Source organism: Hyphomicrobium facile (assembly GCF_900116175.1).
Lineage (GTDB): Bacteria > Pseudomonadota > Alphaproteobacteria > Rhizobiales > Hyphomicrobiaceae > Hyphomicrobium_B > Hyphomicrobium_B facile.
Window position 1 is genome coordinate 707194 of record NZ_FPCH01000001.1, and the last position, 16376, is coordinate 723569.

At 59.6% G+C, this 16376-nt stretch carries 14 protein-coding genes and 1 tRNA gene; 5 read left to right on the plus strand and 10 right to left on the minus strand.

The genetic code is table 11. The annotated features are described in order from the left end of the window. Nucleotides 1-129 precede the first annotated feature (129 nt). Nucleotides 130-1227: a quinone-dependent dihydroorotate dehydrogenase gene (locus tag BM399_RS03390; protein WP_092864223.1), complete on the minus strand. Its 1098-nt coding sequence runs from the start codon at nt 1225-1227 to the stop codon at nt 130-132. Next, nucleotides 1212-1565, minus strand: a complete 354-nt coding sequence (locus BM399_RS03395) for a DUF952 domain-containing protein (protein ID WP_092864226.1) — start codon at nt 1563-1565, stop codon at nt 1212-1214. Before BM399_RS03395 ends, BM399_RS03390 begins: the two co-directional genes overlap by 16 nt. Nucleotides 1566-1751: 186 nt before the next feature. Between BM399_RS03395 and BM399_RS03400 the strand changes: the two genes are divergently transcribed. Then, nucleotides 1752-3527: a DUF262 domain-containing protein gene (locus BM399_RS03400; protein WP_244531044.1), complete on the plus strand. Its 1776-nt coding sequence runs from the start codon at nt 1752-1754 to the stop codon at nt 3525-3527. A gap of 42 nt (nt 3528-3569) precedes the next feature. Here the strand turns inward: BM399_RS03400 and BM399_RS03405 are convergent, their stop codons facing one another. Both BM399_RS03405 and BM399_RS03410 read right to left on the minus strand, forming a co-directional pair. Beyond that, nucleotides 3570-5222, minus strand: a complete 1653-nt coding sequence (locus tag BM399_RS03405; protein WP_092866213.1) for a lysine--tRNA ligase — start codon at nt 5220-5222, stop codon at nt 3570-3572. Between the two features lie 91 nt (nt 5223-5313). After that, the gene (locus BM399_RS03410; RefSeq protein ID WP_143111317.1) at nt 5314-6024 is read right to left on the minus strand and encodes an alpha/beta family hydrolase; all 711 of its coding nucleotides are present in this window, start codon (nt 6022-6024) and stop codon (nt 5314-5316) included. A 143-nt stretch (nt 6025-6167) separates the two neighbouring features. Between BM399_RS03410 and mepA the strand changes: the two genes are divergently transcribed. Then, complete coding sequence (mepA, locus tag BM399_RS03415; RefSeq protein WP_092866219.1) at nt 6168-7700, plus strand: penicillin-insensitive murein endopeptidase; 1533 nt, start codon at nt 6168-6170, stop codon at nt 7698-7700. Nucleotides 7701-7810: 110 nt separating this feature from the next. Here mepA and msrA read toward each other — a convergent pair whose 3' ends face one another. Next, nucleotides 7811-8464, minus strand: a complete 654-nt coding sequence (gene msrA / locus BM399_RS03420) for a peptide-methionine (S)-S-oxide reductase MsrA (protein WP_092864228.1) — start codon at nt 8462-8464, stop codon at nt 7811-7813. 101 nt (nt 8465-8565) lie between these two features. Further along, complete coding sequence (locus BM399_RS03425; RefSeq protein ID WP_092864230.1) at nt 8566-9060, minus strand: hypothetical protein; 495 nt, start codon at nt 9058-9060, stop codon at nt 8566-8568. A gap of 130 nt (nt 9061-9190) precedes the next feature. On the opposite strand from BM399_RS03425, the gene BM399_RS03430 reads away from it, so the two are divergent. After that, a tRNA-Ser gene (locus BM399_RS03430) sits at nt 9191-9280 on the plus strand. 172 nt (nt 9281-9452) lie between these two features. Here the strand turns inward: BM399_RS03430 and BM399_RS03435 are convergent. Both BM399_RS03435 and BM399_RS03440 read right to left on the minus strand, forming a co-directional pair. After that, nucleotides 9453-11279 carry a methanol/ethanol family PQQ-dependent dehydrogenase gene (locus BM399_RS03435; RefSeq protein ID WP_092864233.1) on the minus strand — a complete coding sequence of 609 codons (1827 nt, stop codon included), beginning with the start codon at nt 11277-11279 and terminating at the stop codon, nt 9453-9455. A gap of 518 nt (nt 11280-11797) precedes the next feature. Next, entirely contained in the window at nt 11798-12253 is a 456-nt protein-coding gene (locus BM399_RS03440; RefSeq protein ID WP_092866222.1) for a VOC family protein, read from the minus strand. A 553-nt stretch (nt 12254-12806) separates the two neighbouring features. Here BM399_RS03440 and BM399_RS03445 point away from each other — a divergent pair. Then, nucleotides 12807-13166 carry a copper resistance CopC family protein gene (locus BM399_RS03445; RefSeq protein ID WP_092866225.1) on the plus strand — a complete coding sequence of 120 codons (360 nt, stop codon included), beginning with the start codon at nt 12807-12809 and terminating at the stop codon, nt 13164-13166. A 286-nt stretch (nt 13167-13452) separates the two neighbouring features. Then, the gene (locus tag BM399_RS03450) at nt 13453-14559 is read left to right on the plus strand and encodes a type III polyketide synthase (protein WP_092864236.1); all 1107 of its coding nucleotides are present in this window, start codon (nt 13453-13455) and stop codon (nt 14557-14559) included. On the opposite strand, the gene BM399_RS03455 is transcribed toward BM399_RS03450, so the two are convergent. Next, a complete protein-coding gene (locus tag BM399_RS03455; RefSeq protein WP_092864239.1) occupies nt 14556-15725 on the minus strand; it encodes an NAD(P)/FAD-dependent oxidoreductase in 1170 nt (389 codons plus the stop codon). The genes BM399_RS03450 and BM399_RS03455 overlap by 4 nt on opposite strands. Further along, on the minus strand, nt 15700-16251 hold the full coding sequence (locus tag BM399_RS03460) for an isoprenylcysteine carboxyl methyltransferase family protein (protein WP_092864242.1): 552 nt from the start codon (nt 16249-16251) through the stop codon (nt 15700-15702). The genes BM399_RS03455 and BM399_RS03460 overlap by 26 nt, the downstream gene beginning before the upstream one ends. Nucleotides 16252-16376: the final 125 nt, after the last annotated feature.

Genomic DNA, 16376 nt, shown 5'->3' on the forward strand with positions numbered 1-16376 from the left:
GCGGATTTGCGCGGCACGTTTAATTTGGGCTTCGGCAAATTGGCTCAGGTCACTCTAAATCGCTTTTGTGGGCAACTTGGCCGTTATACCTGCTGAAGCTTCCGAAGACGTCGAAAAAAATCGCGGCAATTAAAGCGGCCGTTTCGCCCAGTCGTCAGCGCGGCGGCCACGGATTGCGGCGAGGTTCGCGTGCGACCCGGCGTGCAGCGTCTTCGCGAGGAAAGATTTGATCTCTCCGATCAGGCTCGGGCCTTCGTACACAAGGCCCGTGTAAAGCTGCAATAATGTGGCGCCGGCTTCGATTTTCTCGAGCGCCCGCTCGCCGCTGTCGATGCCGCCGATGCCGATGAGCGGGATCCGGCCTTCGGTCTGCTTGAAAATACGGGCGAGCATGGCGGTCGAGCGTTGAAAGGCGGGGCGGCCGGAAAGGCCTCCGGCTTCGCGTGCTTCAGGCGACTTCAAGCCGTCACGCGAGAGGGTCGTGTTTGACACCGCAATGGCGTCGACGTCGTAGGCGACGAGCTTTTCGACGATCGGAGCGATGTCGTCGGCCGCGATGTCGGGGGAAATTTTGACGACGATCGGACGCCGCTGCGCGCCGTCGTTTGTCAGCCTTGTCCGCGCGGCCATGATGCGTGCGAGAAGTGCTTCGAGCGCGGCGGGCGCCTGGAGATCGCGAAGCCCTGGTGTGTTCGGAGAGGAGATGTTGACGGTAAAGTAGCTGGCGACCGAATTGAACCGCAACAGGCCCAACACGTAGTCTTCGCCGCGGTCGACGCTGTCCTTATTCGCTCCGATATTGACGCCGACGATGCCGCCACGGTTCATCCGCGCTTCGAGACGCGCGAGAGCTGCCGCGTGGCCGCCATTGTTGAAACCGAGCCGGTTGATGAGGGCGTTGTCCTGGACGAGCCTGAAGACACGCGGCTTCGGATTCCCGCTTTGCGGGTGCGGGGTGACTGTGCCGATCTCGGCGAAGCCGCAGCCCATGCCGAGCACGGCATCGGGTACGCGGGCGTCCTTATCGTAACCAGCTGCGATGCCGACCGGATTTTTGAATTCCAATCCAAACACCGTTTGCGAGAGCACGCGGTCGTCGGCACCGAAGGCGCGCGGATAAAGTCCGCATTCGAGCGCGCGCACAGTGAGTTCGTGTGCTTCCTCGGGAGCAAGCGCGAAAAGCGCGGGGCGCGTCAGCCGGTAGATGCCTGTCAGCACGCGAACCATTCCTCGTCAAGGCAATGAACGCCGTCGTTATTTTTTGGCAATGGCCGCTCCCATAAAGCCACAGAAACCGGAAGAGCGGAGTAGAGGTGAGGAAAGAGCTCGCCTCCGCGAGATTGTTCCCATTTGAGATCAGAGCCTAGTGCGGCCGCCTCGAATGCGATGAGAACGAGATCCCGTTTGCCTTTGAAATGTTTTTCTAATGTGCCGGACAACTGGTGCTGTTGTGACAGATGAATGAAGCAGTCTCGCTTGTCGTCGAGCGATCCTTCATAATTACCTTTTGCAATTGCATCTGACCATTCGGCAGCCGTGGCAATTTTGTAGACGAACTTTTTCATTCCATTTTGGACTTTGCGGATGCGTGCGAAAAGATATCATCCAATTATCGGAAGCATCGGCCGGGGTGTGGCGCTGGTGCATGATCGTTGCTATCACGAATGGCTAGGCACGCAACAGTTTGGCGGGGTGCGTGTTAATAGCTGCAAGCGAAATACTTGGGCCCGCGAACGGCAGTCAAGAGGGTTGTGGCATTCGTGTATCCTACGGCATCGCTTAGCATCGCAGAATTGTTGTCCGGTCCTTACCTGCTGAATATCCCGCTTTTTCAGAGGCCCTATTCCTGGGGACGAGAGCAGGCCGAACAACTCCTCGACGATCTTCTGGAAGCCGCCGGTATCTCGTCCGACGACGAGCCGGAACCTGCTTACTTCCTCGGCGCCGTGGTGCTGATGGATGCGCCCGGGGCAGAAACGGCGAAGCTATCGCCCAAGATGACCCCCCGCGAATTCGGAGTGATCGACGGTCAACAGCGCCTCGTCACATTGATGACGCTGCTTGCCGTGCTGCGCGACCTCGAAACCGACGCGCGAAAGACAGTATCGAAACGCGTTCAGGGAATGCTCGTCGCCCAGTTGGGCACACGGTTTTTCCGGACGGAGCGCTTCCGGCTGCACCTTTCGACCCGTGAGCGCGCTGTTTTCGAAGACAACGTCTTGTTGCCGGGCAGCTCGGTGCTGCCAGCCAATATTCAATCGCCCTCGCTTCCCGAAGCGACGCTTCTCGAGGTGCGCGACCGCTTCAGGGCGGTGCTTGCGGAACTGACCAATACCGACCGCGCGGCGCTTGCCGATTTCATAGCGGACCGTTGCTTCGTGGTCGTCATCGTCGGCAATGATATCGATCGCTCCCACCAGATGTTTGTCGTTCTGAACGAGCGAGGCAGAAAGCTGCAGCGCAACGACATCCTGAAGTCCGATATCCTCGCGCGCATGTCGGCGAACGACGCCAAATGGGCCGTCGCGATGTGGGATGAAATGAGCGCGGAACTCGGGGAAGGGTTCGAGGCGTTTTTCGCACATCTCAGAACCATCTACGGGCACGGGCGGCTGCAGATCGTTTCGGGGGTGCGGCAGGTCATTCGCGATTCCGGCGGCTCGGAGGCCTTCTTCAAGGAGGTCTTCCTGCCGCTCGCCAAATCGTATGCGATCGTTCGCAGCGGTGGCGTCGGCGTGCTGCCGCGAGAGATGCAGTCCACGCTTGCATACCTCAACCGCCTGCCGGAGGCCGATTGGGCGCCGGCCGCGATTTTCGCGCTCAAGGATTGGAAGCGTGATCCTGCCCGGGCCGCATTTCTGCTGGGCGAGATAGAGCGGCTCGCCATGCTCACCCGGCTTTTGTGCGCGGGGTCAGGGAAACGCGTTCGCCGGTTCTCGGAATTCGTCAAAGTCATTCGCTCAGGCGAGCCGATCGACAAATCGCATCCCGTTCTGCAATTGACGCGGGACGAAGTGCGCGGCATAGCGTTTCATCTCAAGGATTTTCACAAGCGCAATCCGAAGGTTTGCAAGCTGCTTCTGCTTCGGCTCGGAGACGAATTGTCGGGCGGGATGGATGCCGTCGATCCCGATCAATATACGATCGAGCATGTGCTGCCGCAGCGGCCCGCTGCCTCGAGCCCATGGCGGCAATTGTTCCCGAGTGCCGAGGAACGCGCGCAGCTCGTCGAAAGCCTCGGCAATCTCGTGCTGATCACCCAGCAGGACAACGACCGCGCGCGCAACGCGTCGTGGGACGACAAGAAAGAGATTTATTCGAAAGGGTCGAGCCAAGCTTCGATGCTCGCGATTACGCGCGATGTCATCGGCGAGCGCGAATGGCGACGCGGGCAGATCGAAACGCGCGAGCAGCGGCTCGTCGGATTGATCGACCGGATCTGGCGCGTCGACATTCTCGGACAGAGGTCCGGAGCGCGGGCTGCAAAAGCGGCGGAAGAATCCGAGGCCGCGACGCCGCTTGCCTAAGCCGGGAAATCGCGATCCGTCTCTCCCAAAGCCCGGCCGCCGTCAGGCGTTGGCGAGCGCGCCGCTGAGTGCCTTGGCGATGAGGGCGCGGGTTTCCGGAATTCCGTACAGCGCGACGAACGTGCCGAGGCGCGGTCCGCGCTCCTGTCCGAGCAGGATTTCGTAGATCGCCTGGAACCAATCGAGCTTGACGCCCGGTCCGCCCGTTGGGCTGGTCTTCGTCGGGTCCTGATAGCGCGGAATGGCGCGGCCGACGTCGAGCAAGGCGTTCTGGATCGTGTCGCCGTCGCTATCGGCTGGCAGCGACGCGAGAGCTTTGTCGAGGCTTTCGAGGGCCGCGATCTCGACGTCGTCGGGCGTGCGGAACTTCTTCGTCGGCTTCACGAAGTCTTCGTAGTAGCGGATCGCGTAGCCTGCGAGCTTATCGATGATCGGATTGTCTTCCGGCTTCGCTCCGGAGGCGTAGCGGCCGAGGAAGCCCCACAGCACATCTTTGTTATGCGCGTGCGAAACCGAAACGAGGTTCAGCAGCAAGCCGAACGTAACCGGAATTTCGGGCTTCGGCGGCGCGCCGTTGTGGATGTGCCAGACTGCGTTGTCGATCTGCTGTTTCGCTTCCTGCTTGCGATAGCCCGACAGGAATTGCAGGTATTCGTCGACGGCGCGCGGGATGACGTCGAAATAGAGCCGCTTGGCGCTTCGCGGCTTCTGATACATGAAGAGCGCTAAGCTTTCGGGTGACGCGTAGGTCAGCCATTCGTCGATCGTCAGGCCGTTGCCGCGCGACTTCGAAATCTTCTCGCCTTTGTCGTCGAGGAACAGCTCGTAGACATAGTGTTCAGGCGGAACGCCGCCGAGGATTTCGCAGATCTTGTCGTAGATCGGCGCGTTGGTCTGGTGATCCTTGCCGAACATCTCGAAGTCGACGCCGAGGGCGACCCACCGCATGCCGAAATCCGGCTTCCACTGGAGCTTCACCTGACCGCCGGTGACCGGCTGCGTGATGTCCTTGCCGTCTTCGTCCTCGAACGTGATGGTTCCGGTCTTTGGGTCAACCTTCTTCATCGGGACGTAGAGAACGCGGCCGCTCTTCGGCGAAATGGGGAGGAAGGGGCTGTATGTTGCCTGCCGCTCCGCGCCGAGCGTCGGCAGCATGACCTTCATGATGTCGTCGTAGCGTTCGACAGCGCGCAGGAGAACTTCATCGAAGCGGCCGGACTTGTAATATTCCGTGGCGCTCGCGAATTCGTAGTCGAAGCCGAAGGTGTCGAGAAACCGGCGCAGCATGGCGTTGTTGTGATCGCCGAAGCTTGCGTAGTCGCCGCCCCACGGATTGGGGACCGACGTCAGCGGCATCTGCAGGTAGGGCTCGAGAGCCTTCCGGTCCGGAACGTTCTCCGGAATTTTCCGCATACCGTCCATGTCGTCGGAAAAGCAGAGGAGGCGCGTCTTGCGCTTGCCTTCGGTCAACGTTTCGAACGCATGGCGCACCATTGTCGTGCGCGCGACCTCGCCGAAGGTGCCGATGTGAGGAAGTCCGGAAGGACCGTATCCCGTTTCGAAGAGGACGGTTTTTGTGTCGCCGTCGGGCAGGCGCTCTAGGCGTTTGATGAGCCGGCGTGCTTCTTCGAACGGCCAAGCCTTGGAATCTTTGCTGGCTGCGGCCTGCTCGGGGGTGAAGACGAGTGCGGTCATCTGATGCTGCTGCTGCGGTCGGGTGTGGCTGATATTACAAAGGCTTGCTTTGCGGCGAAGGCGCGCACCGTAGGTGTCTCGGAGGTCAGCGTCAACGCGCGGCGGAATGCTCCGCGATAAATGCCGCAACGGCGTCTGCGGCCGCCGCAAGGTTGCCCTTTCGGGTGAACCCGGAATTTCCGCGCGGACCGAAATCATGATCGCCGTCGTTCATCCAGGCAAAAGTGATTTTCTTGGAAAGCCGCATTGCTTTGATTTCACTTTTGGTTCCGAACGGATCGCGCTCGCCTTGGACGATCAGCGCCGGGCAGCGAAGTTTTTTCAAATGCTCGGTGCGCATCTTGTCCGGCGTGGCCGGGGCGTGAAACGGGTAGCCGAGACAGACGAGGCCGCTGATCTTCTGCTCTTCGTAAAGCTCGCCGGCCAGCATGCTCGCGACGCGTCCGCCCATGGACTTGCCGCCGATAAAGAGCTTTTGGCGCGGATTTTCGCGGGCGACTGCGTCGACCACGTCGCGGTACTCGCCGATCAGCTTCTCGGCTTTGGGGGGCGGTCTTTTCGGCGCGCCTTCGCGGCGGCTCGCCATGTAAGCGAATTCGAAGAGCGTGAGGGTGACGCCTCGTTCACCGAGAAGCGCGGCAAACGATTCCATGAACGAAGATGTAATCCCCGCCCCGGCTCCGTGCGCTAAAATCAGACGAGATTCGGCAGCGGACGGGCCGCAATCGATGCGAAACGCGGGCGTTGCCTTCGTTGTGGCCTCGGCGCTGACGGGTTCGGTAACCTTCTGAAGGCGTTTCATAATGTGTTCGCAAAGGAGCTAATGCCGCTGTCCATGGTTCGTTAATGTGGCGTCAGGCAACACTGCAACTGAAATCGCTTTTGGGTCGGAATTTCGCCCGAGAATGGTCTAGGATGAGCGATGTCAAAAAACGGGGACAAAGCATGAGGGCCGCAAGGTTACTGGTGCTCGCGGTCTTCTGTGCGATGGCCATGGTTTGGGCTCCGCTGCTCCAATGGCCGGGCGTGCCGCTCTCAGTATTGGATTTCATCGGACCGCTCCGTGCCGAGCCGCAGCAGGTCGATGATTCGAGCGGCGTTCCGGTTGCGCCCGATCCCGTGCATCCCGATCCGGTTCGTCCCGATGCTCGTTCTGATACTCGCCCCGATGCTGGCAATCACGCGGATACAGGTCATCACGTGCCGCTACCGGCTTTCGTGCCGAGAAGCGGTGTGCTGACGAATTCGAGCGAGAGCGGGCCGGAAGGCGAGGAGTCGCAAGCGACAAGCGCGACGCCGGCTGCTTCATCGACGGACACGACCACCGGATCCGTGACGACGAAACATCCGTCGGGTGCTGCGCCGAGTTCTTCGAAGGCTCGTACCGTCTCAATCAAGGTCGAGCCTATTCCGGGAACCGAACAGGCGGAGCCATCCAAAACGCCAGTCTGGCCGAAATTCATCGGGGCAAAGAATCTTTTCGGCGCGGCCAAGGTTCCGGCAAAGCTCGAAGCACGCGCCATCGGGACGTATTCGCGCGGTTGCCTCGCGGGCGCTGTGCCGCTGCCGATCGACGGTCCTGCCTGGCAGGAGATGCGGTTATCGCGCAATCGCAACTGGGGCCATCCGAAGCTGATCGCGCTCGTCGAGCGTTTCGCCAAGGATGCGCAAAAGCTCGACGGTTGGCCGGGGCTGCTGGTTGGCGACATCGCGCAGCCGCGCGGTGGGCCGATGATTACCGGACACGCCAGCCACCAGATCGGGCTCGATGCCGATATCTGGCTGACGCCGATGCCCGATCGCCGTCTCACTCCGAAGGAGCGCGAAGAGATGCAGGCGACGTCGATGCTCGACGGTACGAGCGTTGCCGTCGATCCGCAGATTTTCACTGAAAAGCAGACCGCGCTCATCAAGCGGGCGGCGTCCTATCCCGAGGTCGAGCGCATCTTCGTTCATCCGGCGATCAAGAAGGCGCTTTGCCAGACCAAAGATACGGACCGAAAGTGGCTCGGGAAGGTGAGGCCGTGGTTCGGGCATTACTACCACTTCCACATGCGCATCAAATGCCCGGAGGGTTTCGCGGGGTGTGCGCCGCAACCGCCGCCGACGGGCGATGACGGTTGCGGGAAGGAAGTCGATCAATGGCTGGCAAAAGTGATTCCGTCCAAGACGCCGCTCGAGCCCGTGCCGCCCCCAGTTTCGGGCGTAAAGCCGCCGAAGCCGCCGCTCATGCTGGCCGAGCTGCCGAAAGAATGCCAAGCCGTGCTCGAGTCCGGACCTGAGCCCGTCACCGTACCTCCCGAGGCGCTGATGACGCCTTTGCAAGTCAAGAAGACCTTGGCCAAGGCCGCCGCTGTTCACGCGACAATTGCCAATGCTGCGCCTGTGCCGGGGACGAAGGGGCTTCCGGCGCATTTGGCCAATAGCCCGGCGCTTCGTCCGCATCTCAAGAAGGCCGCGACGGTCGATCCGAAATAGAGAGGCCGCCGGCCAGCCCCTTCAGGCATGGCTGACGGCCTTGGCTTCGGTCTTTGATTGCGCCGCGCGACTCCCCTCTGGGGAGCCCGGCCGCCCGACGCATACGCTGCCTAGGAGGCGCTTGCGGGCTTAGGGCAAGCGACGCCGGTTCCGGCGAGGCCGCAGTATCCATGCGGTACCTTGGCGAGGTACTGCTGATGGTAGCCTTCGGCCAAGTAGATCGGACCGGCCGGTCTGATCTCAGTCGTGATCGGGCCATAGCCCTTGCCGGCGATCGCTTCTTCGTAGGCTTTACGCGATGCCCCGGCGGCAGCTTGCTGCTCTGGCGTCGTCGTATAGATCGCTGACCGATACTGGGTGCCGATGTCGTTCCCCTGACGGAAGCCCTGGGTCGGATCGTGGGCTTCCCAGAACGTCTTCAGGAGCGTGTCGTAGGAGATGGCCTTCGGATCGAAGACGACGACCACGATTTCCGTGTGGCCGGTGCCGCCGGAGCAGACCTCCTCATACGTCGGGTTTGGCGTATAGCCGCCTGCGTAGCCTGCCGCGGTGATCCAGATGCCGTCGCCCAGCTCCCAAAACAGCCGCTCGGCGCCCCAGAAGCATCCGAGACCGAATATTGCGACCTCGTGCCCGGCGGGATAGGGCGGGTTCAACGGCTGCGAAAAGAGATAATGCTCGGCGTCGGGGCTAAGAATTGGGGTCGGGCGGCCCTTCGGGGCCGACTCCGCCGTCGGCATCGCGACTTGCTTCCTGGCGAACATGGATTGGCTCCTTCTTATTATTGTTAGGATGATGCCGAGTATACGATGGCTCATCCCATTTCGTTTCAGGGTCGGTACGGTCTCGCCGTTCATTTGGCCGGTCAGTAGTCGTTGGCGAAAATACGGATCCGGCGGCGCGGCCGTCCGAGGTAGCCGCAGGCAATCGTGAGCAGGAGGAAGATCACGGTTCCCGGCAGGTTCAATATCGAGGTCAGGACCGGGTCCCAGAAGAAGGGATCGACTGTTGCCGTGGCGGACCTCTGAAGCGATGCCACGAACGCGGGCGACCACGTTTGCAGATGCTGCATCAATGAGATGGCGCCGGAGCTGCCGTCGGCGGCCGGGCGCGAAACATCGGCCGCGAAGGCGATGAGCGTAAACAACGCAAAGAGCGCGGCGAGAAACCGCAGCATCAATCTGGGGCGGGTTTCCGGGTTAACGACGCTCATCACGAGCGCGATCAGGAAGGCCGCCAGCGCGAGGCGTAGGAGCCAGGGATTGCTTGGCTCGCCGGTCGCGTACCATAGGCAACAATAGGCAATTACGCCTAATGCGGCCAGTCCGGCAAAGATTTTCAGTAGCACTGAGCTGGTCATATTCGCGCTTGCTCGTTGACCGGGTGCCTTTGTGTGACCGCGACGGGCGGCGGTCAAGCCTCAAGACTTCGTCGAGCGGCGTTGCGCTTGGCGCGCGGATGGGTTAAGTGCGCTGCTTCGCGATTGCGATGGAGGGGTGGCCGAGTGGTTGAAGGCGCTCGCCTGGAACGCGTGTAGGCTCGTAAGGGTCTCGTGGGTTCGAATCCCACCCCCTCCGCCAAGACGCACTCGCTCATCGGGTCAGCCGAATTGCTCTTTCCAATCCGGATGACGGCCCCGGCACTTACTTTGTCAATTGCTGCGAACAAAATTTGACTTCAAAGGACCGGCGCGTCGGATGCGCGCCGGCCAAGTTACTCGCAGACCCTTAGCTGTCTTTCTTGGAGGAAGCGCTACGGCAGCGAGAAGACAGTCATAGACCCACCGAGGTTCGTGTACTCCGAGAGGCCAGCGTAGCCACCAACGGCACCGAGACCATCGGTCGGGTTCGTCAAGCCAGCAGCAAGACCGATGCCGGCCCAACCACCAACGCCCGAGAACACTGCAACGTACTGCTTACCATCGTGGGTGTAAGTCATAGCGTTGCCGATGATGCCCGACGGCGTCTTGAACTTGAAGAGTTCCTTGCCATCCTTCTGGTCGACGGCTTTGAAGTAGCCCTCGAGCGTGCCGTAGAAGGCAACGCCGCCAGCGGTGGTCAGAGCGCCCGACCATACCGAGAACTGCTCGGGCTTCGACCATACGATCTTGCCCTTCGCACCATCCCAGGCAATGAAATTACCCATACGCTTCGGTTCATCAGGACCCGGGAACATGGAGAGCGTGGCGCCAACGTAAGGCTGACCAGCCGTGTACGAAACCTTAAACGGCTCGTAGTCCATGCACACATGGTTCGTCGGAACGTAGAACAGGCCAGTCTTCTCCGAATAGGAAGCCGGCTGCTGATCTTTTGAACCGAGCGCCGCCGGGCAAATGCCCTTCGTGTTCACGTCGGCACCCTTGCCATCTTTGAACGTCGAGTACTTGGCGACGCGGATCGGACGGCCGTAGTCCTTGCTGGCCTTGTCCATGTCGACGCCGGTAGCCCAGTTCACCGACGGATCAAACTTCTCGGCAACGAGAAGATCACCCGTTCCCCGGTCGAACGTATAGGCAAAACCGTTACGGTTGAACTGCGTCGCCGTCTTGTGCTTCGTGCCACCGAAGTCGAGCTCGGCCAAAATTGGCTCGTTGACGCCGTCATAGTCCCACTCGTCGAACGGCGTGAACTGATAGGCCCACTTGGCAACACCGTTGTCGACGTCACGAGCGAACATCGTCATCGACCACTTCTGATCGATCGGCTTGCCATCCGGTCCCGCGCGCTGGACGGGGTTCCAGGTGGAGGGGTTGGCGGTTCCGTAGTAGATCAGATTGAGGTCCGGGTCATAGGCCATGTAGCCCCAGACCGAACCGCCGCCGATCTTCCACTGATCGCCGTTCCAAGTCTTGAGCGAGGAGTCCTTGCCGATCGGCTTGCCGAGCGACATGGTCTTCTCCGGATCGACCAGCATTTCCGCATCCGGGCCCATCGAGTAAGCGCGCCAGACCTTCTTGCCGCTGTTGATATCGTAGGCGGTGAGTGAACCGCGAACACCAAACTCGGCGCCCGAAATGCCGATGATCACCTTATCTTTTGTAACGAGCGGAGAGCCGGTGCCGGTCTCACCACGTTTTGGATCACCATTGGCGACCTTCCACATCTCCTTACCCGTCTTCGCGTCGAGAGCGACGAGATTGGTGTCAGCCTGGTGCAGGAAAATCTTGCCATCGGCATACTGCACCCCGCGGTTGACTGTGTCGCAACACATCACGGGGATGACTGAAGGATCTTGCTTCGGCGTATATTTCCAGACGATTTTCTGATCGTCAGCAAGATTCAGCGCGATGACGTCATTCGGGAAAGGCGTCGTGAGATACATCATGTCGCCGATCACGAGCGGGCCGCCTTCGTGACCACGAAGAACACCCGTGGAGAACGTCCAAGCCACTTTTAACTGACCGACGTTGTCGGTGTTGATTTGGTCAAGCTTCGAGTAGCGGGTGCCAGCATAATCACCGGACTGTACGCACCACTGGTTTGGATCTGCAGAGCACTTTATCACGCTCTCGTTCGCCCTTGCAGGCGCGGAGAACGCGGCAGTTGCGAGCAAACCGAACGCGATCGCACTTTTTTGCATTTGCTTCCTCCACTTGTTGACGCCTCATACACGGCATCGGTTCAGCCTACTTCGCTGGGAGGATGGAAGAGTTTGAGGGGAGTTGAATTGCAAACGTGGAAAGCACATCGGCCCCACTCACTCTACTTTCATTCCTCAACTTCCGAGATGATGAAAGAGACCTACGCTCGCGGCGGAAATACCATTTCGTACCCACCACCAGCTGCTCCTTGGAGCAATCATCATCGCAGAGGACCACCAGTCATCGAGGTCTTTTACGGGAGATCCCGCTGCCGGTCAGAAAAGTATTCCCGCCTTCGGAACAGTCAAATTACGCTTCGTCGCCAATTGACCTAAGACCAATTCAAGTTCTCTTCTTTATCGCGCCTTTTTTCGCACTTCGCGCAGCGTCGTTCTCGGCCCGCCGCTACCAAATTTACAGACTGTTCGAGTGCGGCGGCAAACAAGCATCCTACCTCCCGCACTCACGTCGCCGGAGTGTGTACGGTCACCACTGATGCCTTCATGTGTCGTGCTGTTTAGCCGTAAGTGAAGTCCGGCTTTCTTTGTCCAACTTCTATAATATAGCCGTCAGGATCGCGAATGTAGCAGCGCGTTTCGCCGTACTTTTCCTTTGGCTCTGTGATGAACTCGGCTCCTCGACTTTTCCAAAGCTCAAAGCATGCTTGAATGTCCGCAACACGGATATTCATAAAGCTGCTGACCTTATCGGGGTCGGCGGGGACGCTGAGCGTCACCGATGGCTTGTCGGGTGTCGGACCGCCCCCGACGTTGACGAGGAGCCACGTATTCGCGATCTGGATGTATCCCGGCGCGCCGCTGCTATCGCCTCGGCTCAGAATACGACCTCCGAAGACCGTTTCGTAAAATCGAGCCGACCGTTCGATGTCGGCAACAGTGAGAAAGTGTGAAACGGTAAACCCAACCTCCGGCGGCATCTGATAGCTTTGCTGGTCGACTTGTACCTGGCTCATATGCACCTCCATAAACGCTTGAAATTCTACGCTACGTGATGCTGCATCGTCGGCCTAACAGCCACACAGGTTATGGGCGGCGATACTGCGCTCTGTGCTGATCAAATATTCTTCCGCGCCACTGATGATCATCAGCAGCCAAAAATGCTGACATTTTTATAGAAGCCATCGATGCTGGCGACTTGTTCTGCACTGCACTACTAACGTCCAACAACGATACTCAATAAGCGCAGTTCCCAGCGTGTGTAAACCAAAGGCGAAGGCCCCGTGAACGCGTCAACAGGCGGTTGTCGACGACAGACGCTGCAGAGAGACGGCCTGGGGAGGGCGCTTATGAGCCGGCTTAAAGGTGCCATGGCCGGATAAGCATCGACGTCGAAACCATAAAGCTCGAATGAACAGACGTCGGGTGATCGACGCGATCCAAGAAAATTGCAATTGTGCTAAAGTCAGTCCGATTACACCTTGCTGCGGCCCTCGATGACGTCGCACCAAGTTATTATGAGACCATTTCGCACCTCCTTATTCGCAATCAATGGAGCGAGAGAAGCCGATGGCAAATTCCAAATGCGCGATCGCCACTTGTCTATTGGTGCTGACTGCAGGAGGGACCACCACTGCTGAGGCGCATGTGCTGCTGGATCATGCGAGCCCCGATGTCGGAAGCACGGTCAGCGCTTCTCCGGATTCCGTGACCCTGTATTTTACTGATGCGCTCGATCCGAAATCCAGCGGCGCCGAAGTGCGAAATTCGAGTGGAGAAAAAGTCGATGGAGGCAGCAGCGCTTCCGGGAATACGTTGCAGGCCAGCGTCAAAAGTCTTTCGCCCGGATCTTACATAGTCAAGTGGCACGCGGTTTCGACTGATACTCACAAATCCCAGGGCAGCTTCAGTTTCCGCGTCGGCCAATAATTGGTGAGGTCAGCGACGTGGCTGACGCCGCTGGCGCATTCACGCGCGTTCCGGCGCAGCGGTCAATCGAATGAAAAATGGAGATTTGCTCAATTCTGGTTCTATGTCGTTTGACGGAGGTTGCGCGGGAGCATCGAGCGAATTCGGCCTTATTCGAACGTCTTAGTCCACAGGTAAGCATGCTGGTAAAGGGTAATTGGCAGTATACTGTATAGTGACTTAAGGTTGCCCTAGGCGAAAGCGGCGTACGCGGCACATCGCCCTTTTCGACCCATGGGAACGATTCATGACAGTGCTGCCGGTTGATCTCGCGAAGCACGCGCACAAGCCCGACCTTGGGCTGCCGGTCGAAATTCTCTCGATTGCTTCCGCCAATCCGCCCTACAAACTCAGCCAGAAGGATGCGCTCGCAAATGCGGCAATGATTTATCCGCAGTTTGCAAGCCTGCACGGACTTTTTGCCAATACGGGCATCGATTATCGCTACACCTGCCAGCCGACCGACTGGTATCAGCGACCGCACACCTGGGAAGAGCGTACCGAAGTCTTCCAAGAGCACGCGTTGAAATTGCTCGAGCAGGTCGCGCTAGACGCTACTGCTCGGGCGGGATTATCGCTCGGCGATATCGATGCCTTTGTCACCAATACGATTACCGGGCTCGCTATTCCGAGCCTCGACGCGCTCCTTATGGACCGCCTCCCTTTTTCGCCGAATGTCGAGCGGCTGCCGATTTTCGGTCTTGGCTGCGGCGGCGGTGTCGCGGGGCTCGCGCGCGCGGCGCGCTTCGCTCAAGGGCGGGCGGGCCGGAATGTCCTGTTCATCACCGTTGATCTCTGCAGCCTTTGCGCGCGTCCTAACGACCCGAGCATGGCGATGTTCGTTGCGGCGGCGTTATTCGGCGACGGCGCTGCGGGCGTCGTGCTCAGGACATCTGCAAACGGTGCGAGTGAAGGCGGCAGTGGCGAAAAGCCCGTGGTGCTTACCTTCGGCGAGCACACTTGGCGGAACACGCGGCATATCATGGGCTGGGATGTCAAAGGCGACGGCTTTGGCGTGGTGCTCAGTCCGGAGCTTCCGACGTTGATGCGTAACAATCTCGGCCAGGTGGTGAAGGAATTTATCGGCAGGCGCGGCATGACGCTCCGCGATTTCAAGGGATTTCTTTTTCATCCGGGCGGACGCAAGGTACTCGAGACTGCGGAAGATGTTCTCGGCATCGAGAGGTCGCTGCTGGCGCATTCGTGGGATGTGCTGCGCGACTTCGGGAACATGTCATCGGCGACGGCGCTGTTCATCCTCGAGAGAGCGATGGCCTCGGGAGACAAGGGGCGGCATCTGTTGGCAGCCTTTGGGCCCGGCTTTTCAGCCTATTTCGTCGTTCTCGATCTCTAGTTCCGTGCCTTAGGGGACGCGATCAGGCCGTCGAGTCCGCGCAGCCGCGTCGCGGAAACGAGCATCGTCACCATGCTTGGGAAGAGGCGCGCGCCGGCAATTCCAACGCGGCGAAGCAGCACTCCGGCAATAATCCGATCGAGGGCTGCCGCGCGGCTAAACTGCGGCTTGAAGTTCGGGAGCATGCGGGCCTGGAAGTCAGGCGCGCTCTCGCATTTGAGAACAGCCTGCGCGGCTGCAATGCCCGATGCCAAAGCGAGCGCCGTTCCATCTCCTGAGAATGATGGGATGACGGCCAACTGGTCGCCGACCGGGTAGATCGCCGGCGCAATCGCTGCCGACCGCATGAAACCATAGGGAAGTCCGGAGACGGCGAGCGGCTTCTCCCAAAGAGGTGTCCCGCCGTTTATGAGGTCGGCGAACATGCGCGACTGCATCGCGAAGTAGGCCGATTGAGCGGCCCAACTTGTTCCAATGACACGCAGAACATCCGAATTGATATTCCACGCAATCGACAGCGTTTGATCCTCGACCATGCATAGGCCGAGATAGCCGCCCGCGAACGCGATCAAATGAACGATCCCGTTCAGCGCGATGCGCGCCGCTTCCGCGGGGCGCAGGTGAATTTTGAAGCCGACCATCGGTCCATCGGGCCGCGGCAGACCGCGAATGTTGTGCTTGCCGCTCGCTAATGCCGCTGCGCGGCAGTCGAAACTCCCGCGAGCTGTCCGCACGCGGACGCGGCCGCTGCTATCCTCAATTCCCTCAACCGATGTCGCGCGAAAAATCTTTGCGCCAGCGCGTTCTGCCGCCTTCGCGAGCGTTTCATCGAGGAGGAAACGCGAAACGCCGATCGCCTGGAAGGGAAGGCGGGCACTCGCTCGCTTCGAGCCATTTGCGAGACATAGCGTATCGATTGAGTTGCCACCGAGGCGATGGACGTCGATGCCGACGTAGTGCAGAAGAGCCTGCGCCCTGTCGCTCAAGAACTCGCCGCAGACCTTGTGATGCGGGCCGCCCATGCGTTCGAAGATCATCACGCTCGCGCCGTGGCGTGCGAGTTCCAGCGCGAAAGCGGAGCCTGCAAGGCCGCCGCCGACGGCTATGGCGTCGGCCGTGGCGTCGCCAAGCGGTGCTTCGTCAGGTGAGGGGCCGCTGTTTTTCAAGGCTTTGCTCGGAAAGCGCGCGCCTGGCGGAAAGTGCTTTGTCCTCGAGTTCGATCTTGTAGGCGAGAACGGCAGTCCACACAGCGCACATGATAATTCCGAGCGCCAATGCGCCGAAGACAGCAGGCAATAGAAACGTCTCGGCAATCGTGACCGCATAATTGGGATGGCGGAAATATCGATAGGGCCCGTGCTGGGCGATGGGTGCGTCTTTGAGCGTGAAAATGCGGTGCGTCCAGAATCGCCCGAGCGAGGCAATGACCCAGTAGCGGACGCCTTGCAGCAGGATATAGGCGGCCGCCAAAATAGAGGATGCCGGTGCGTTCGCGGGTATCAGGAAAAAGAGGCTTGCGATCCATGCCAGATGCGTCGTGGCAACGACGGGGTAATAGGATCGGCCGACTTCTTCGGCACCCGCGGCGATCAATGCCCGGGTGTTGCGCGCCGAGTAGAGTTCCTCGGCTCCTCTTTGACAGAGTATGAGCAAAGCAACTATCTGCGGCAGACCGATGCTATCTGAAATCATGGATTAGCCGCTCGTACGCTGACAAATGACTCCAACCATTTTACAAATGAATGGCCGCAATTCCTATTGAAAGAATTTCTATTGGTTGATCGATCCGTGATCGAACCGTTCAATTTGTTCAGCGT